This window comes from Acidovorax sp. KPB24-03, from assembly GCF_057546605.1.
Genome location: NZ_BAAJYR010000007.1, coordinates 1 through 16,398, shown reverse-complemented (window position 1 = coordinate 16,398; position 16,398 = coordinate 1). Strand labels below are relative to the sequence as shown.

Sequence of the window (16,398 nt, the reverse complement as noted above, 5' to 3'; positions counted from 1 at the left end):
GCACACCCGTGGATGCACAAACGGACGCCCCAAAAGGAAACCGCCGCGCGTTGCCGCGCGGCGGTCTCTGGTCAGTGGCGATTATGCCGCGTTTGAGGCGGCCGGACGCTTAACCTGACTGTGCCGTTCAGGCCGTCAATTGCGCGTGCAGTTCCTGCACGGAATAAACGTCCAGATGGTCCAGATGCTTCATGCCTTCCACGGCCGCCTCGGCGCCGAAGATGGTCGTGAAGGTGGTGACCCGGGCCTGCAGCGAACTCGTGCGGATCGCGCGGGAGTCGGCAATCGCATTGCGCCGCTCTTCCACCGTATTGATGACCATGACGATTTCGTCGTTCTTGATCATGTCCACGATGTGTGGGCGGCCTTCGGTCACCTTGTTCACCACGGTCACCGGCACGCCGGCCTCCGAGATCGCAGCAGCCGTGCCCTTGGTCGCCACCAAGTCGAAACCCAGGGCGACCAGTTGCCGGCCGATTTCCACCGCACGCGGCTTGTCGCTGTTCTTCACGGTGAGGAACACCTTGCCGGACGTCGGCAGCTTCGTGCCGGCCCCCAGCTGGCTCTTCACGAAAGCCTCGCCGAACGTCTTGCCCACTCCCATCACTTCGCCGGTGGACTTCATCTCCGGGCCGAGGATCGTGTCCACACCCGGGAACTTGACGAAGGGGAACACCGCCTCCTTCACGCTGAAATAAGGCGGCGTGACTTCCCGCGTGATGCCCTGGCTCGCCAGCGACTGCCCCGCCATGCAGCGGGCCGCCACCTTGGCCAACTGGATGCCCGTGGCCTTGCTGACGAAGGGCACCGTGCGGGATGCGCGCGGATTCACTTCGAGCACATAGATCACGTCCTTGCCATCCTTTTCCTGAATGGCGAACTGCACGTTCATCAAGCCCACCACGCTCAGGCCCTCGGCCATGGCTGCAGTCTGGCGCTTGAGTTCATCCACCGTGGCCTTGCTCAGGTAGTAAGGCGGCAAAGAGCAGGCCGAGTCGCCGCTGTGCACGCCGGCTTGCTCAATGTGCTCCATCACGCCCCCGATGAAAACCTTGCCTTCGGGGTCGCGCAGGCAATCCACATCGCACTCGATGGCATCGTTCAGGAAACGGTCCAGCAGCACGGGCGAGTCGTTGCTCACCTTGACGGCTTCGCGCATGTAGCGTTCTAGATCCCGCTGTTCGTGGACGATTTCCATGGCACGGCCACCCAGCACATAGCTGGGGCGCACGACCAGTGGATAGCCCAACGCGGCAGCCTTCTCCAGGGCCTCCGGCTCGGTGCGTGCCGTGGCGTTGGGTGGCTGGCGCAGCCCCAGGTCGTTGAGCAGTTTCTGAAAGCGCTCGCGGTCTTCCGCAGCATCGATCATGTCCGGGCTGGTGCCGATGATCGGCACGCCCTCGGCCTCCAGGCCGAGCGCCAGCTTCAGGGGCGTCTGACCACCGTACTGCACGATCACGCCCGTGGGCTTTTCCTTGTCGACGATTTCCAGCACGTCTTCCAGCGTGAGCGGCTCGAAATAAAGCCGATCCGACGTGTCGTAGTCGGTCGAAACCGTTTCCGGATTGCAGTTGACCATGATGGTTTCATAGCCGTCCTCGCGCATGGCGAGTGCGGCGTGAACGCAGCAATAGTCGAACTCGATGCCTTGGCCGATGCGGTTGGGGCCACCGCCCAGCACCATGATCTTCTTGTTGGTGGTGGGCGCGGCTTCACACTCGTCCTCGTAGGTCGAGTACATGTAAGCCGTGTTGGTGGCGAACTCGGCGGCGCAGGTGTCCACCCGCTTGTAGACGGGACGCACATTGAGTGCCCGGCGCGCCTCCCGCACAGCTTTTTCCTGCGTCCGCAGGAGCTTGGCCAGGCGGCGATCGGAAAAGCCCTTCTTCTTGAGCGCTCGCAGCGTATCGGCGTCGATGGCAGCCAGCGCGCCATCCCCCTTTTCATCGGTCAGCTTGTCCAGATCCAGTTCGATCTTCACGATCTCTTCGATCTGCACCAGGAACCATTTGTCGATCTTGGTGAGGTCATGCACCTCGTCGACCGAAAGGCCCATGGCGAAGGCATCGCCCACATACCAGATGCGCTCGGGACCCGGCTCGCCCAGTTCCTTTTCCAGCAGTTCGCGGTCCTGCGTCTTTTCATTCATGCCGTCCACGCCGACTTCCAGGCCACGCAACGCCTTCTGGAAAGACTCCTGGAACGTGCGGCCCATGGCCATGACCTCGCCCACCGACTTCATCTGCGTGGTCAGGCGGCTGTCGGCCGTGGGGAACTTCTCGAATGCAAAACGTGGAATCTTGGTGACCACGTAGTCGATCGAGGGTTCGAACGATGCGGGCGTAGCGCCGCCCGTGATTTCGTTCTTCAGTTCGTCGAGCGTGTAGCCCACCGCGAGCTTCGCCGCGACCTTGGCGATCGGAAAGCCCGTGGCCTTCGATGCCAGGGCCGACGACCGCGATACGCGTGGATTCATCTCGATGACGATCATGCGACCGTCTTTCGGATTCACCGAGAACTGCACGTTGGAGCCACCGGTATCCACGCCGATCTCGCGCAGCACCGCGAGGGACGCGTTGCGCATGATCTGGTATTCCTTGTCGGTCAGCGTTTGCGCAGGCGCCACCGTGATCGAGTCGCCCGTGTGCACGCCCATCGGATCGAGGTTCTCGATCGAGCAGATGATGATGCAGTTGTCCGCCTTGTCGCGAACCACTTCCATCTCGTACTCTTTCCAGCCGAGCAGCGATTCTTCGATCAGCAGTTCGTTGGTGGGCGAAGCCTCCAGCCCGCGCTTGCAGATGGTCTCGAACTCTTCAGGGTTGTAGGCAATGCCGCCGCCGGTGCCGCCCAGTGTGAAGCTGGGACGGATCACCGTGGGAAAGCCCACGGTCTTTTGCACCGTCCACGCCTCGTCCATGCTGTGGGCGATGCCGGAGCGGGCCGAGCCCAGGCCGATGCGGGTCATCGCATCCTTGAACTTGAGGCGGTCTTCCGCCTTGTCGATCGCCTCGGGCGTGGCGCCGATCAGCTCCACCTTGTACTTGTGCAGCACGCCATTGCGCCACAGGTCGAGGGCGCAATTGAGCGCCGTCTGCCCGCCCATCGTCGGCAGGATCGCGTCGGGGCGCTCCTTGGCGATGATCTTCTCGACGGTCTGCCACGTGATGGGCTCGATGTAGGTCACATCGGCGGTGGCCGGGTCGGTCATGATCGTCGCAGGATTGCTGTTGATCAGGATGACTTTGTAACCTTCCTCGCGCAGGGCCTTGCAGGCCTGCACGCCGGAATAGTCGAATTCGCAGGCTTGGCCGATGATGATGGGGCCGGCGCCGATGATGAGGATCGATTTGAGGTCTGTGCGCTTCGGCATTATTTCTTCTCCATCAGCGCAGTGAAGCGGTCAAACAGGTAGGCGATGTCGTGCGGGCCGGGCGAGGCCTCGGGGTGGCCCTGGAAACAGAACGCGGGCTTGTCCGTGCGCTCCAGGCCCTGCAGCGTGCCGTCGAACAGGCTGATGTGCGTGGGGCGCAGGGTCGACGGCAGCGACTCCATCTCCACGGCAAACCCATGGTTCTGGCTGGTGATGCTGACACGGCCGTTGTCCAGGTCCTTCACGGGATGGTTCGCGCCATGGTGGCTGTTGTCCATCTTGAAGGTCTTCGCGCCGCTGGCCAGGGCCATGATCTGGTGGCCCAGGCAGATGCCGAACGTGGGTACGCCGGCATCGATGATCTGGCGCGTGGCTTCGATGGCGTAGTCGCACGGCGCCGGATCGCCAGGGCCGTTGGACAGGAACACGCCATCGGGCTTCATGGCCAGCACCTCGGCTGCCGGGGTCTTGGCCGGAACCACCGTGAGGCGGCAGCCGCGCTCGGCCAGCATGCGCAGAATGTTCTTTTTCACGCCGTAGTCGTAGGCCACCACGTGAAAGCGCGGAGCGGCAAGGGTGCCGTAACCCGAACCAAGCTTCCACTCGGTCTGGTCCCACGGATAGGCCGCGGAGGTGCTCACCACCTGGGCCAGATCCAGGCCCTTCATGCTGGGTGCCGCCTTGGCGGCGGCCAGGGCCTCGTCGATGCGCGCCTGGGTCACCGCTTCGCCGGCCGCAAGCCCGACGATGGCGCCGTTCTGCGCTCCGTGGGTGCGCAAGATGCGCGTGAGCTTGCGGGTGTCGATGTTGGCGATGGCAACGGTCTTCTCGCGCACGAGGTACTGCGAGAGGGTCTCGGTGCTGCGGAAATTGCTGGCCAGCAACGGCAGGTCTTTAATGATCAAGCCTGCGGCATGGACCTTGTCGGCTTCGATGTCCTCGGTATTGACACCGTAGTTGCCGATGTGCGGATACGTCAGGGTGACGATCTGCTGGCAGTAGCTCGGGTCGGTGAGGATTTCCTGGTAGCCGGTGATGGCGGTGTTGAACACCACTTCGCCGACCGTGGTGCCGGTGGCACCAATCGAATTGCCGATAAAGACCGTGCCGTCTGCGAGCGCCAGGATGGCGGGCGGGAAGGATCCCTGTAGAGACAAAAGCACTGGGTTCTCCGAATGGTTACGGGTCGCCCGGAGTCCGCAGGAAGACATTCCTGAAGACTGCTGCTTGTTGGGGGATTGCTTTGGTTGCTGCCGGGCGACGTTTTTGCGGGAAAGCCTCCAATTGTAGCCTCACTGAAAGAGCATCCCGACTTCCGCGGCCCATTCAGCCCACGCAAACCGGATCCGGCGATGCAACGATCGTCAGCGAGCAGGCTCTTTTGTCCTACACCACGACGGCCGAGGCCCCCTGAAAGATCGCAGCGGTTGGCATCCTGCGGCGCCCGCCCCCCTCGCCGCTCGCCCCCTCTCCTTGCAATGCCGCTTGCCAAATCCGATGAAAGCATCCACCACGCATTCTGCCCAACACAGTCTTCAGCGGCTCGGGCAGTGGCTCAAGGTCATGGGCTACCGGTTCGTCACGGTAACGCCGCTCACGCACCAGAGAGTGCTTGCAAGGCCGCACGTCCCAGAGGCTTCGGACCTGCGTGACGCATTTGGATGGAACCGACCTTTTCCAAAAGACCAGCTTCCCCCAGATCTATCAACCGCTCTGCTAGACGATGGCTGGCTGCAGTCCGCCCCAAACGGGCTGTTGCAAAGCAACGTTCGGTTCAGTTCGCTCGATGGATTCCTCTTTGCCCACTCCGCCTTTCCGACGGCGCAAGAGGATGCCGTTTTCTTCGGGCCGGACACCTACCGGTTTGCGAGTTTCATCCGCCATCAGTTGCGAATGCAGCCGCAGCCGGAATCACCACGCATTGCCGATGTCGGGTGCGGCGCCGGGCCGGGAGGACTCGTCGCGGCGAGGGCGTGGCAGGCGCAGCCCAACGGATGCGAGATCGTCCTGGTGGACATCAATCCCAGCGCGCTCTTGCACGCGAAAGCCAATGCAGCAGTCGCCGGCTACCCCTACGCGCAGTGCGTTCAAAGTGACCTCTTCTCCGAGGTCACCGGCAGGTTCGATCTCATCGTCTCCAACCCGCCCTACTTGGTGGACGATGCCAACCGCACGTACCGGCACGGAGGTGGACAGTTTGGAGAAGCCCTTTCCGATCGCATTTTGAAAGAGAGCCTTGATCGCTTGACGCCCACCGGCCGCCTGCTGCTCTACACCGGCTCGACCATCGTCGAAGGACGCGATGCTTTGCGCGACTCCGTTGTCGCCTACGCCGCGGCCCACGACTGTGCGGTGCACTATGAAGAACTGGACCCCGATGTCTTCGGAGAGGAACTGGAAGGGCGGGCCTATGCCAAGGCGGATCGGATCGCGGCCGTCGGCGTGGTGGTGCAAAGGCGGGCTGCATGAGATTTCTGGGCATTGGGCAGACCAACGACCTGGCGGCCATGTATGGCGGCCTCCAGCACCGCGGCCACGAGGTGCGGGTCGTGATTGAAGACCCTGCGTGCCACGACGTCTTTCAGGGCATCCTGCAGCGGGTCGAAGGATGGGAAAGCGAACTGGGATGGATCAAGGCGGCTGGAAACGAAGGCGTGATCCTCTTCGAATCCGCGACCCAGGGCGAATTGCAGGATGCATTGCGTGCGGAAGGCTTTCAGGTCATCGGCGGCAGCGCCCTCGGCGATCGACTGGAGGCGGACCGCGCCTTCGGGCAGAGTGCCTTGCAGGCCGCGGGACTGCAGGTAGCGGGCTGCCACCGTTTCACCGACTATGGCGAAGCGATGGTGTTCCTTGATGACCATCCCGCACGTTATGTACTCAAGTTCAACGGGGCCTCCGGCGAGCGCACGCGCAACTACGTCGGCCAGTCCAGCAACGGCGCCGACGTGCGCGCCCTGCTGGCCATGCACGCGGGCAAAACCCGAGTGGACCAGGCCGAGGCACCGGACTTCATCTTGATGGAGTTCATCGATGGGATCGAGATCGGGGTCGGCGGGTATTTCAACGGCCATGACTTTCTGTCGCCCGTGTGTGTCGATTTCGAGCACAAGCGGTTTTTCCCGGGCGACCTGGGCGAGCTCACCGGAGAGATGGGCACCATCGTGAGCTACCACGAAAGCGCGCGCCTGTACGACACCGTCCTGCGTCCCCTGCTGTCCATGCTGCGGGATGGCGGTTACTGTGGCTACATCAACGTGAACCTCATCGCCAACGAAAACGGGCTGTGGCCCCTCGAATTCACTTGCCGGTTCGGCTACCCGGGTTTCGCGATTTGCGAAGCGCTTCACGATGATCCGTGGGACGCCATCTTTCGCCGAATGCTGCGCCGCGACACGTTGGACTTCGGTACGAAAAAGGGTTTTGCCTGCGGCGTGGTTCTTACAGTCCCGCCGTTTCCCTACCGGCATGGGTATGCGGAACTGTCCAAGGGTTTGCCGGTGTTCCTGGATCCCTCCATCACGCAGGCACAGCGAGACAGCCTGCATTTTTCAGAGGTGGCTCTGCATCAGGGACAGCTGGTGGCGAGTGGCTCATGCGGCTACCTGGGCGTTGCCACGGGCGTGGGCGCAACAGTGCATGCCGCCAACCTGGCCGCGCTGGATTGCGTTCGCCAAGTGATCGTGCCCAATCTGCGGTACCGTAGCGACATTGGCCCGCGGCTGCACGGGGGCGAATTGCAGCAACTGCGCTCGTGGGGCTGGCTGCAGGGGAAGCCATCGGCGGCGTAGGACCTTGCCGACCGGGGTTCGCGCCATCTGGTGGTTTCTGCCTTCTTTCCAGCATCGCAGCATGGGTCCACTCCTCCAGCCCATCGCCAACGATGCTTGCACAAAAAAATTCTTCCCTCCGTCGACCACCATGGCAGCCAAGCACCTCGCGCTGACGATGCGCAGCGCCCGAATGCCGCCGGCCCCTATCGTCGTCTCTACGAAGCGCTGCTCACGCCGTCCCCCACGCTGCAAACCCGCCAGCACGCCGCCCAGTGGCTGCAGCGGCTGATGGACGATAGCAAAGACGTCCCCAGCGCATTGTGCGAAGCACCCGAGGACCTGCATGCGTGGGCCCACGCAAACGCCCAGTCTGTGGCGCAGCGCTATCAAGCCTACCTGGATGGGCGGCGCGCAGGCGGCGAGCGCCAGTATTTTCACAACCGCGCCCATGCGCTCAACTTTCTGGCATCGGTGGCGCCCACCAAGCTGGTGGACGGGTCCTGGCTCTACGGTCTGGCGCAGCATTCATCGACTGAACGGCTGCGACCCCTGCTCCAGACCTACCTCGAAGAACTCGGAGACGGCGTGCCGCACAAGAACCACGTCACGCTCTATCGCCAATTGATGCGCCGGCACGGCCTTCAGCAAGACCTGCAACTGGACGATGCCAACTATCTGCAGGGCGCGGTGCAATTGGCCCTGGGATGGAATGCCGAGCATTTCCTGCCGGAGGTCATCGGCTTCAACCTGGGCTATGAACAGTTGCCGCTGCACCTGCTGATCACGGCGTACGAGCTCAACGAGCTTGGGATCGACCCCTACTACTTCACGCTTCACGTCACGGTCGATAACGGCGACAGCGGCCATGCATGGCAAGCTTGCGAAGCAGTGCTTCAGATGATGGAAGTGCAGGCAGACCGCGAGCAGTTTTGGCAGCGCGTTCGCGCCGGGAGCAAGCTCGCAGACGCCGGGCGTGGCACGCAGGAGGTCATCACATCTTTTGACGCCAGGGCCGAAGTGGTAAAAATCTTCGAAAGAAAGGCACCGGCCGGTGCAGGCATGCACTCCGACTATTGCCGCATTGGCGGGCGCACCGTCAACGATTGGCTGGGCCCCAGGGCAACATCGATGCATTGCTCGACGCGCTGGTGGACGGCGGGTGGATCCGACTCGGCGCGCCGGTGGCGCAAAGCCGATTCTGGAACCTGCTTCAAGGAGAACGCGCGGAAATGTTCGGCGTTTTCACGGGATATGAGTTGCAGGTGATCCACGACTGGATTCGTGGCGAGGACAGCCGCGACGGACAGGACTATGCCCAGCCCGCCTCGGCCAACCAGACGCGCAGACTGCCCTCGTTCAGAGCCCTGGCACGCCACCGCTCGGCGGGCCCTTTCGTGGCCAGCGCAGAGCCTGTACTGGACCCCGAACTGAATCAATTCAATGAACAACTCCAGTCACTGGAAGGAGAGCAGCGCCGACAGTTCCTCAGCGCCGCGCTGTCTCCCGCGACGCATTGGACTTCGACAGGGTTGCTGGCCACCCGGCTCTTCATCAACGAAGGCTGGGCGGCCTGACCGCTGGAGCGACCATTGCCCTGAGACGGCGGTGGACCGCAAAGACTTACGGGGGTGATGGCATCTGCAGCAACGAAGGGTCGCTGCCGATCGCATTCAACTGTCCGTCTCCGCCGATGCGAAAGTGCGCGTTCTGACCGGTCGCAATCGCCACGCAGGCGGCAAAGCAGTGGGCGGGCAAGATCAATGTGCCGATGGCGTCGGTTGTCGTGACTTCAAAGCCCGCGGCAGCCGCAGGTTCGCCGAGGGTGAACCCGATCAGCAGCATCTGCCCCAGACCTGCCACCTTGGCGCCGATGAGCTCGATGCAACCCACTGCCTGCTCGACCACCCAGCCAGAAGTGGCATAGGGGGCATGCCCGCCGAGGGCAATGGTGCGCACTCCCCGCGCTTTGATGACGCTGTACTGCTCCCACTCAGGCGCGAGATGGAGCGGAGAAAATTGCTGAAAGAGCCCGCGGTGGCGCGGGGCGCGCGTGGGGTAGTTGGTGTTCATGGATTGCCTCATGGGATAGGATTTATGGCGCGTCCCACCTTCCTGGACAGCCGACGGAACGAATGCCTGGGCTTGCGCAGGAATGCGGGTTCGACACGTGCAGCGCTTCCAACGGCAATCGATGTGCCACCCATCTGTTTTCAGCGGCAGCCCCCGAACAGATCGTCTGCACCCCGGCGCTGGATTCAACGGCTTTGGGGGCCTGAATCGCGACCTGCGCCCTGCGGCGCGCGAGTCGCTCCGTTGGGTTTCGTGCTGGAAGCGCTGTCCGACAGAGTGGCCTCCGCATCGGCTGACGCACCGGCTTTGGCACCGCCAGAATTCGAATTGCGGCGACTATGGCTCTTGGCGCCAGCGGCGCGGGCTTCTTCGGAGGTGAACTGATGCGCCGTGCCCTTTTGATGCGCCGCCTGCCCACCCTTGCTTGAAATTTCACGTTGCTTTGCCGCATCCATGGCGGCGAAGCCACGATTGCTACTGGATGGATTGCCTTGGTTGGCCATTTCGATACTCCTTCAATGTGCTCCCGTGGAGGGGAGCGGCCCAGGCCTGGCAGTCAAACCAGGCTTGGCACGGCAGAGGCAATCGACATGCCCGGCACCTGCAGGCCCACTCGCGCAGCTACCGGTCCACGTCTGCCTGGATTGCTCGCTTGACACAACGCGCAGCCTCTTGCCTCGCATGCCTGCGGCGAGCGATACCCGCATAAAGCGTCTGCACCAGGTCAATCGCATCGCAATCCGCTTGCGCTGCACTGAACCGCATTTGCGCGCAGGCCACAGTCGTGATCCGGGGCTGCATGCCCTGCAGCACATCGACCAGCCCACACCAATGACCATCCACCGCCAACGTGCGGGAAAACAAGGTCAATCCGTCAATGGAAGCCCAGGCGAAAGCCATGATTGATCTTTGGTGAATTGGTCTTCACCCTGAGGTGCAAACCGTTGGTTTAAACGTTCCTGTGACGTTCCGGCGCCGCCGAAATGCGAAGCGCCTGCCGGTACTTGGTGACCGTGCGCCGGGCAACCGAAAACCCCTGCTGCGCCAGCAGGCCGGCAATCGCCGCATCGGACAAAGCATGTAAGGGCGACTCGGCCGCAATCAACTCCGACACCAGCTCCTTGACGGCCGCAGGAGCGCAGGTGGTGCCATTGCGCGTAGACAAGCCGCGCGAGAAAAAATACTTGAGTTCATGCAAGCCGAACGGGGTCGCCAAGAACTTGTTGTTGGTGACACGGGACACGGTGGATTCGTGCACCCCCACTTCCTGCGCGATCTGCTGCAGCTTCAGTGGTTTGAGCGCCAACGGGCCATGCTCGAAAAACGCCTGCTGGTGCCGCCCGATGGCTCGCGCCACCGCCAGGATGGTGGCAAAGCGCTGCGCCACATTGCCCACCAACCAACGCGCTTCCTGCAGGCAGGCGCTCAACGCCGCACTCTCACCATGGCGCTTGCGCTGCTGAAACATCCGCGCGTAGGCGGAATGCACCCGAAGGCGAGGCATCACAGCATCGTTGAGAACCATTTGCCAACCTCTTCCGCCCCTCACCGCCACGATGTCAGGCACCGCAAGCGGCACATCGTCTTGCAGGAAGGCGCGGCAAGGACTGGGGTTGAGCGCGCGAATCTTCGCGCAAACCGCTGCTGCAGCCTCGCGCGACACCCCCAGCGCCTCGGACAGCCGTGTGGGGTCGCGCAACGCCACGGCTTTCAGGTGGCCTTCAATGGCACGACGCACCAGATCCCGGGTCGTCACGCACTCCATCGTGTGCAATTGCAATAGCAGGCAATGCTGCAGGTCCACGGCGGCAACGCCTGCTGGATCCAGCCCCTGGACCCGGCGCCACGCCATGCGGATTTCCTGCCCATCCGGCTCCGGAGACAGGGCCATGGTGTGCACCGCCTGCTCGATCTCTTCAAGCCCGCCGCGCAGGTAGCCATCGTCGTCCAGCGATTCGATGACCGCCTTTGCCAACAGCAGATCCCGCTCCGGCAGACGAAGCAGGTCCAGTTGCCCATGCAAATGGGCTCGCAATGAAATGGGCGCTGCTGAACGCTCCCAGGCCCTCTCCCCATCGCTGTCGGCAGACGGGATCCGGCCGCTGCCAGATGACGGACTCCAGTCGCTCGGCGGCGCGTGCGGCACCGTCTGCATATCCCGCTGTGCATCGCCATCCTCGACTTCCAACAGCGGATTGCTCTCCACCGCCTCCCGCACGGCGCGTGCGAAATCCTGTGAGGACATCTGCAGCAGGCGCACGGCATGCTGCAAGCGGGGCGAAGCATTCTGGGTGAGTGCTGCGGAAGTGCTCAGACTAAGCTGGCTCATCGAAGGTCCATGGGTTGGGGAGCATCCCATGCAACAAAGCAAGGCATATGCCACACCACGCATGGCTTGGAAAGAGCTCACCCAGCCTCGAAAACGAGCACTTGGCGCTATCCTTCAATGCAAGCATGTTGCTCAACCGGTAGAGATTGCCGCAATTCCTGCCGGTTTCGCCCACGGGTCCGTTGCTTGGTCCGGTTTTTACCGGCACTGACTGGCACGCGGCATGCTGCGGCACTGGCGCCCGGCAACACCATCACGAGCGGAACGCCCTCGCCCATCATGAATGACACCTCCACACCCATCCCGACAGCAGCGCCTCACCCCGACGCAGAGGTTCCCGTTGCAGCGCCGCCGTGGCTTTCCATGGCTGGTGTGGGGCATGAATTGCGCACCCCGCTGGGCGCACTGTCCGCAGCGCTGGAGGTGATTGCGCTCGCCCCCCATCCAATGCCCATCCAGAGCGAAGCGTGCGCGGTGGCCGCTCGGCAGACACGGCATCTGTCTTCGCTGCTGGAAGACCTGCAGGACGTGCTGGCGGCGCGCGAGGGGCGCATGGAACTGCGGCGTGTGCCGCTGGACTTCTCGGGTCTGGTGCGGCAGGCCTGGGAGGCATTGGTGAACTCCAACAGGGGCTATGCCTGCACCCAGCAGATCGCTGCGGACCTGCGGGTCATGGCAGATCCTCGCCTGATGCGCCGGGCGATGGATCAGATGCTTTGCCGGGCGTGCAAAGCGGCGGCGCCGGGCATGCGCATGGACTTGAACGTGTTCAGGCAAGGGGACGAGGTGCGCGTGGAAGTTCGCGGCCTGCCCAACGACCACATGGAGCGGCCCTCGGGAGCCGCATGCCTGCTGGCTCTGCATGTGCGGGCCGGCGCACCTGCCACCTTGGCAGACCTTCTTGCCGACCATGTCATTGCACTGCATGGGGGACGCACTCCATCGCCGTCCGATGGACCGCTGCAGTATCTCGCGCTGCCCTGCCTCGCAGAAACGCCACCGCCGCCAGCCCGACTGCGGCGCCTGAAGGTGCTTGTCGCACTGCACGGCGCGCAAGATCGCCAGACAGCAGTGCAAACTCTGGAGCGCCAGGGATATACCGTGCTGGACGGCGGGGCGACCCAGCCGGCGCTGGACCTGTTGCTGCAGCACGTGCCCGATCTGGTTCTTGCAAATGCTCAGCCTGCCAAAGAGGCGCGCGAGTTCGCAGCCGCCGCGCGGGAGACCGGGTATGCCGGCCGCATGGTGGCCGTGGCAGCCGCCATGCCTTGTGCGCAGGAAGAGGCGTTGGATGCAGCCGGCGCCCGGCGCGCAGGCTTTGACGCATGGGCCGCCTGGGGCCAGTGGCCCCAGGTGCTGACGGACGCGCTGGAACGCGGAAGCGGTTGACCGCTGTACGTTCGTTTACACCCATGGCAGCGATCGCTGCAAATAATTCCTCTTTTTCAAATTCTTACTCGGGGAGATTTGCATGGCCCATGCCCTGGTAGTGGAAGACGATGCCGACTCCGCGCGCATGCTCGCGAGCTTGTTGCACACTGGCGGATTCACGGCAGCCACGGCGTCTTCGCTCCGGGATGCGCGCCGTCAGATTGCCCTGCAGCGCCCCGACATCGTGCTGCTCGACCTGCAGTTGCCCGACGGCAATGGGCTGTCTCTGTGCGAGGAGGCCGAGCTGCTCTCGTATTCGGAAGTGGTGCTGATCACTGGCCACGCCAGCCTGGACACATCGATCCAGGCCCTTCGCCTGGGCGCGGCGGATTACCTTATCAAGCCGGTGGATACGCAACGGCTCAATGCCGTGCTCTCCCGCGCTCGCTCGCCCTCCACCCTGCTGGCCGAGATTCAGGACATGCGCCTGCAGTGGGAATCGACCGGCCGCTTCGGCCACCTGCTGGGCCGGTCGCCCATCATGCGCGAGGTGTACGAGCAGATCGCATGCGTGGCCGGCACCTCGGTCTCGGTGTTCGTGACAGGGGAAAGCGGCTCTGGGAAGGAGCTGGTTGCCCGCACCCTCCATGACCTCAGCCGGCGACGCGACGGTCCTTTTCTGGCGGTGAACTGCGGCGCGATCTCGCCCCAGCTGATCGAGAGCGAAATCTTTGGCCACGAGCGGGGCAGCTTCACGGGGGCGGACCGACAGCACCTGGGGTTTTTCGAGCGCGCCAATGGCGGCACCCTTTTCCTGGACGAGATCACCGAGATGCCGCTGGAGCTGCAGGTCAAGCTCTTGCGCGTGCTGGAGACCGGCACCTTCCTGCGCGTAGGCTCCACCGAGGCGCGGCACACCGATGTGCGCATCGTGGCTGCCAGCAACCGCAACCTGGCCCAGGCCGTGGTGGATGGCGCGTTGCGGGAAGACCTGCTCTACCGCCTCAACGTGTTCCCGCTGCACCTGCCGCCCCTGCGGGACCGGCTGGAAGACCTGCCCCTTCTGGCACAGCATTTCCTGGACGACATCGCAGCACGTGAGGGGGGCCGAAAGACGCTGACCGCCGCCGCCCTGGAGCGCCTGGCGGAATACCGGTGGCCCGGCAACGTGCGCGAGTTGCGCAACGTGCTGCAGCGCGCCTTCGTGATGACGCAAGAAGGGCCGGTGACCGAGCGCTGGTTGCCGCGCGACCTCGTGCCTTCGCAGCCACCGCTCCCACTGCCACCGCTTGCGCCGCAGCAACGCGAGATGGCACCGATGGCCGACGGCGCTGCCGCCTCCACCGAACTGCGGCTGCCGCTGGGCAGCTCGCTGGCGGAAGTGGAGCGGGCGCTGATCCTCGCCACCTTCGCTCACTGCGGGCAGCGGCGCGAGCAGACCGCCGCCATGCTGGGCATCAGCATGAAGACGCTGTACAACCGGCTGAAGGAATACGGCGACGGCGCCTGACCGGCTGGCGGTGGCCGTCACCAGGCCTGGCCTTCTCAAGGGCGGCAACATCGTCCGGGCTCCAAGCCTGCGGCCTGAACGCCGGTACAACCCGTTGTCCGGTCATACATCCTGAATCCAGAACCCGCCATGCGCCGGGCACACTGGGCGCGCACGCCATCGCCCGCCCCAGCAGTCCGCGCGCGTCTCCGCGCGCAGTGGCCGCTCCCCCGGCAAGCCCAACCCATATACGGCATCGAACGAACCCCGCGCATGCTTTCCGCCGTGGCCCACCAGACCACGCCGTCGAACGCGAAAGCCCACGATCGATAATCGGCATTCACTAGAAAGACGCCAACATGGATGACTCGCTGACCACCCCCGACGAAGCCGAAGAGCATGTGGGAGAGGCGCTGGACAGCGTGGCGCCGGCGCGGGCCTATCACATGTTGCCGCTGATCGGTCTGGGTGGTTCGGCGGGCAGCATCCCGGCCCTGCAGACCTTTCTGCAGTCCATGCCCGAAGACCCCGGACTGGCTTTTGTCGTCATCCTGCACCTGTCGCCCGACCACGACAGCGAGCTGGCCGAAATCCTGCAGCGCAGCACCTCCCTGCAAGTGATGCAGGTGCGCGAGACCTGCAAGGTCCAGGTCAACACCGTCTACGTCATCCCGCCTGGCAAGGTGCTGCGCACCTATGACGGCTTTCTGCAGCTGGCCGATCTGCCGAGCCCGCGCCATGGCCATGTGACCGTGGACCTGTTCTTTCGCATGCTGGCCGACACCCACGGTCCGCATGCCACGGCCATCGTGCTGTCCGGCATGGATGGCGACGGTGCCATTGGCATCAAGCGCATCAAGGAGCGGGGCGGACTCACCATCGCCCAGGACCCGGACGAGGCGGAGCACAGCAGCATGCCCCGCTCGGCGCTGGCCACCGGCATGGTGGACTGGACGCTGCCCGCGGCGGCCATGCCCGGCCGGCTGCTGGAGTACTACCGGCTGGAGCGCCGCCTGAAGCTGCCTTCGGAGAAGGGACCCCCGCCCATGGAAAACCCGATTCCCCATGGCATGGCCACAGAAGCGGCCCTGCGCGACGTGCTGATCTTCCTGCGAACGCGGACCGGCCGGGACTTCGCCTACTACAAGCGGGCCACCATCCTGCGGCGCATCGGCCGGCGCATGCAGGTCAACGGCATCGCCGATCTGCCGGGCTATCTGGATTGCCTGCGCACGCGGCCCGGTGAGGCTGGGGCGCTGCTGCAGGACCTGCTCATCAGCGTGACCAACTTCTTTCGCGATGGCGAGTGCTTCAGTGCGCTGGAGGCGCACATCGGGGGGCTGTTTGCCGGCAAGGGGCCGGGGGACTCGCTCCGTGTGTGGGTGGCCGCCTGCGCCACGGGCGAGGAGGCCTACTCCATCGCCATCTTGCTCAGTGAATACGCACGCAAGGTGGATGCGGCGCCGGTGATCCAGGTCTTCGCCAGCGATCTGGACGACGAGGCCATCGGCATCGCCCGCGAGGGGCTCTACCCCACGACCATCGAGGCCGACGTGTCGGAAGAACGGCTGCGCCGGTATTTCGTGAAGGAGCACCGCGGCTACCGGCTTCGCCGCGAAATCCGTGAAATGGTGCTGTTTGCGGTGCATGACGTGCTCAAGGATTCGCCGTTCTCGCGGCTCGACCTCGTCACCTGCCGCAACCTGCTGATCTACCTGAACCGCAACGCCCAGCACCGCGTGTTCGACACCTTCCATTTCTCGCTCAAGCCCCGCGGGCTGATGTTTCTGGGCTCGTCGGAATCCGTCGAAGACAACAGCCCCCTGTTTGTCGTGCTCGACAAGAAGCACCGCATCTACAGCCACCGCCCCGCCTCGCGCTCGGGCATGCCAGGGCACTCCGCGCCCGGCACCGTCTCGCTCGCCATGGAGGCGCAGCACGCCGCGCGGTCCGGCCCGGTGCTGGCCGGCCCGGCCTTCACCTCGACGCCCCC

The 16,398-nt window shown here is 64.0% G+C and carries 13 protein-coding genes; 7 read left to right on the top strand and 6 right to left on the bottom strand.

Annotated features, from left to right (window positions below; translation table 11 throughout):
• Positions 1 to 127 precede the first annotated feature (127 nt).
• Positions 128 to 3,373, bottom strand: coding sequence for a carbamoyl-phosphate synthase large subunit (carB, locus tag AC27KI_RS02530; protein ID WP_284401005.1), 3,246 nt, complete (start codon positions 3,371 to 3,373; stop codon positions 128 to 130).
• Complete coding sequence (carA, locus tag AC27KI_RS02525) at positions 3,373 to 4,536, bottom strand: glutamine-hydrolyzing carbamoyl-phosphate synthase small subunit (protein WP_487087438.1); 1,164 nt, start codon at positions 4,534 to 4,536, stop codon at positions 3,373 to 3,375. Before carA ends, carB begins: the two co-directional genes overlap by 1 nt.
• 334 nt (positions 4,537 to 4,870) lie before the next feature.
• Here carA and AC27KI_RS02520 point away from each other — a divergent pair, with 334 nt between their 5' ends.
• From AC27KI_RS02520 to AC27KI_RS02505, 4 genes are all read left to right on the top strand, one after another.
• Positions 4,871 to 5,842 carry a methyltransferase gene (locus AC27KI_RS02520; RefSeq protein ID WP_487087436.1) on the top strand — a complete coding sequence of 324 codons (972 nt, stop codon included), beginning with the start codon at positions 4,871 to 4,873 and terminating at the stop codon, positions 5,840 to 5,842.
• Positions 5,839 to 7,164 (top strand): phosphoribosylamine--glycine ligase, encoded by a 1,326-nt coding sequence (locus AC27KI_RS02515; RefSeq protein WP_487112474.1) that lies wholly within the window; start codon positions 5,839 to 5,841, stop codon positions 7,162 to 7,164. The genes AC27KI_RS02520 and AC27KI_RS02515 overlap by 4 nt, the downstream gene beginning before the upstream one ends.
• A gap of 96 nt (positions 7,165 to 7,260) precedes the next feature.
• Positions 7,261 to 8,412, top strand: a complete 1,152-nt coding sequence (locus AC27KI_RS02510; RefSeq protein ID WP_487112472.1) for an iron-containing redox enzyme family protein — start codon at positions 7,261 to 7,263, stop codon at positions 8,410 to 8,412.
• Complete coding sequence (locus AC27KI_RS02505; protein ID WP_487112470.1) at positions 8,376 to 8,720, top strand: hypothetical protein; 345 nt, start codon at positions 8,376 to 8,378, stop codon at positions 8,718 to 8,720. Before AC27KI_RS02510 ends, AC27KI_RS02505 begins: the two co-directional genes overlap by 37 nt.
• A gap of 46 nt (positions 8,721 to 8,766) precedes the next feature.
• Here AC27KI_RS02505 and AC27KI_RS02500 read toward each other — a convergent pair whose 3' ends face one another.
• The 4 genes from AC27KI_RS02500 to rpoN form a co-directional block, all read right to left on the bottom strand.
• On the bottom strand, positions 8,767 to 9,216 hold the full coding sequence (locus tag AC27KI_RS02500; protein WP_487112468.1) for a hypothetical protein: 450 nt from the start codon (positions 9,214 to 9,216) through the stop codon (positions 8,767 to 8,769).
• Between the two features lie 185 nt (positions 9,217 to 9,401).
• Positions 9,402 to 9,719, bottom strand: coding sequence for a KGG domain-containing protein (locus AC27KI_RS02495; RefSeq protein ID WP_317357723.1), 318 nt, complete (start codon positions 9,717 to 9,719; stop codon positions 9,402 to 9,404).
• Positions 9,720 to 9,837: 118 nt separating this feature from the next.
• The gene (locus AC27KI_RS02490) at positions 9,838 to 10,116 is read right to left on the bottom strand and encodes a hypothetical protein (protein WP_317357720.1); all 279 of its coding nucleotides are present in this window, start codon (positions 10,114 to 10,116) and stop codon (positions 9,838 to 9,840) included.
• A 49-nt stretch (positions 10,117 to 10,165) separates the two neighbouring features.
• Positions 10,166 to 11,545, bottom strand: coding sequence for an RNA polymerase factor sigma-54 (rpoN, locus tag AC27KI_RS02485; protein WP_317357717.1), 1,380 nt, complete (start codon positions 11,543 to 11,545; stop codon positions 10,166 to 10,168).
• Between the two features lie 279 nt (positions 11,546 to 11,824).
• Here rpoN and AC27KI_RS02480 point away from each other — a divergent pair, with 279 nt between their 5' ends.
• The 3 genes from AC27KI_RS02480 to AC27KI_RS02470 form a co-directional block, all read left to right on the top strand.
• Positions 11,825 to 12,934 (top strand): sensor histidine kinase, encoded by a 1,110-nt coding sequence (locus tag AC27KI_RS02480; RefSeq protein ID WP_487112466.1) that lies wholly within the window; start codon positions 11,825 to 11,827, stop codon positions 12,932 to 12,934.
• A gap of 82 nt (positions 12,935 to 13,016) precedes the next feature.
• Positions 13,017 to 14,426, top strand: a complete 1,410-nt coding sequence (locus tag AC27KI_RS02475; protein ID WP_317357713.1) for a sigma-54-dependent transcriptional regulator — start codon at positions 13,017 to 13,019, stop codon at positions 14,424 to 14,426.
• 338 nt (positions 14,427 to 14,764) lie between these two features.
• Positions 14,765 to 16,398 (top strand): CheR family methyltransferase (locus tag AC27KI_RS02470; protein ID WP_487112464.1); only part of this gene is annotated, 1,634 nt, incomplete at its 3' end.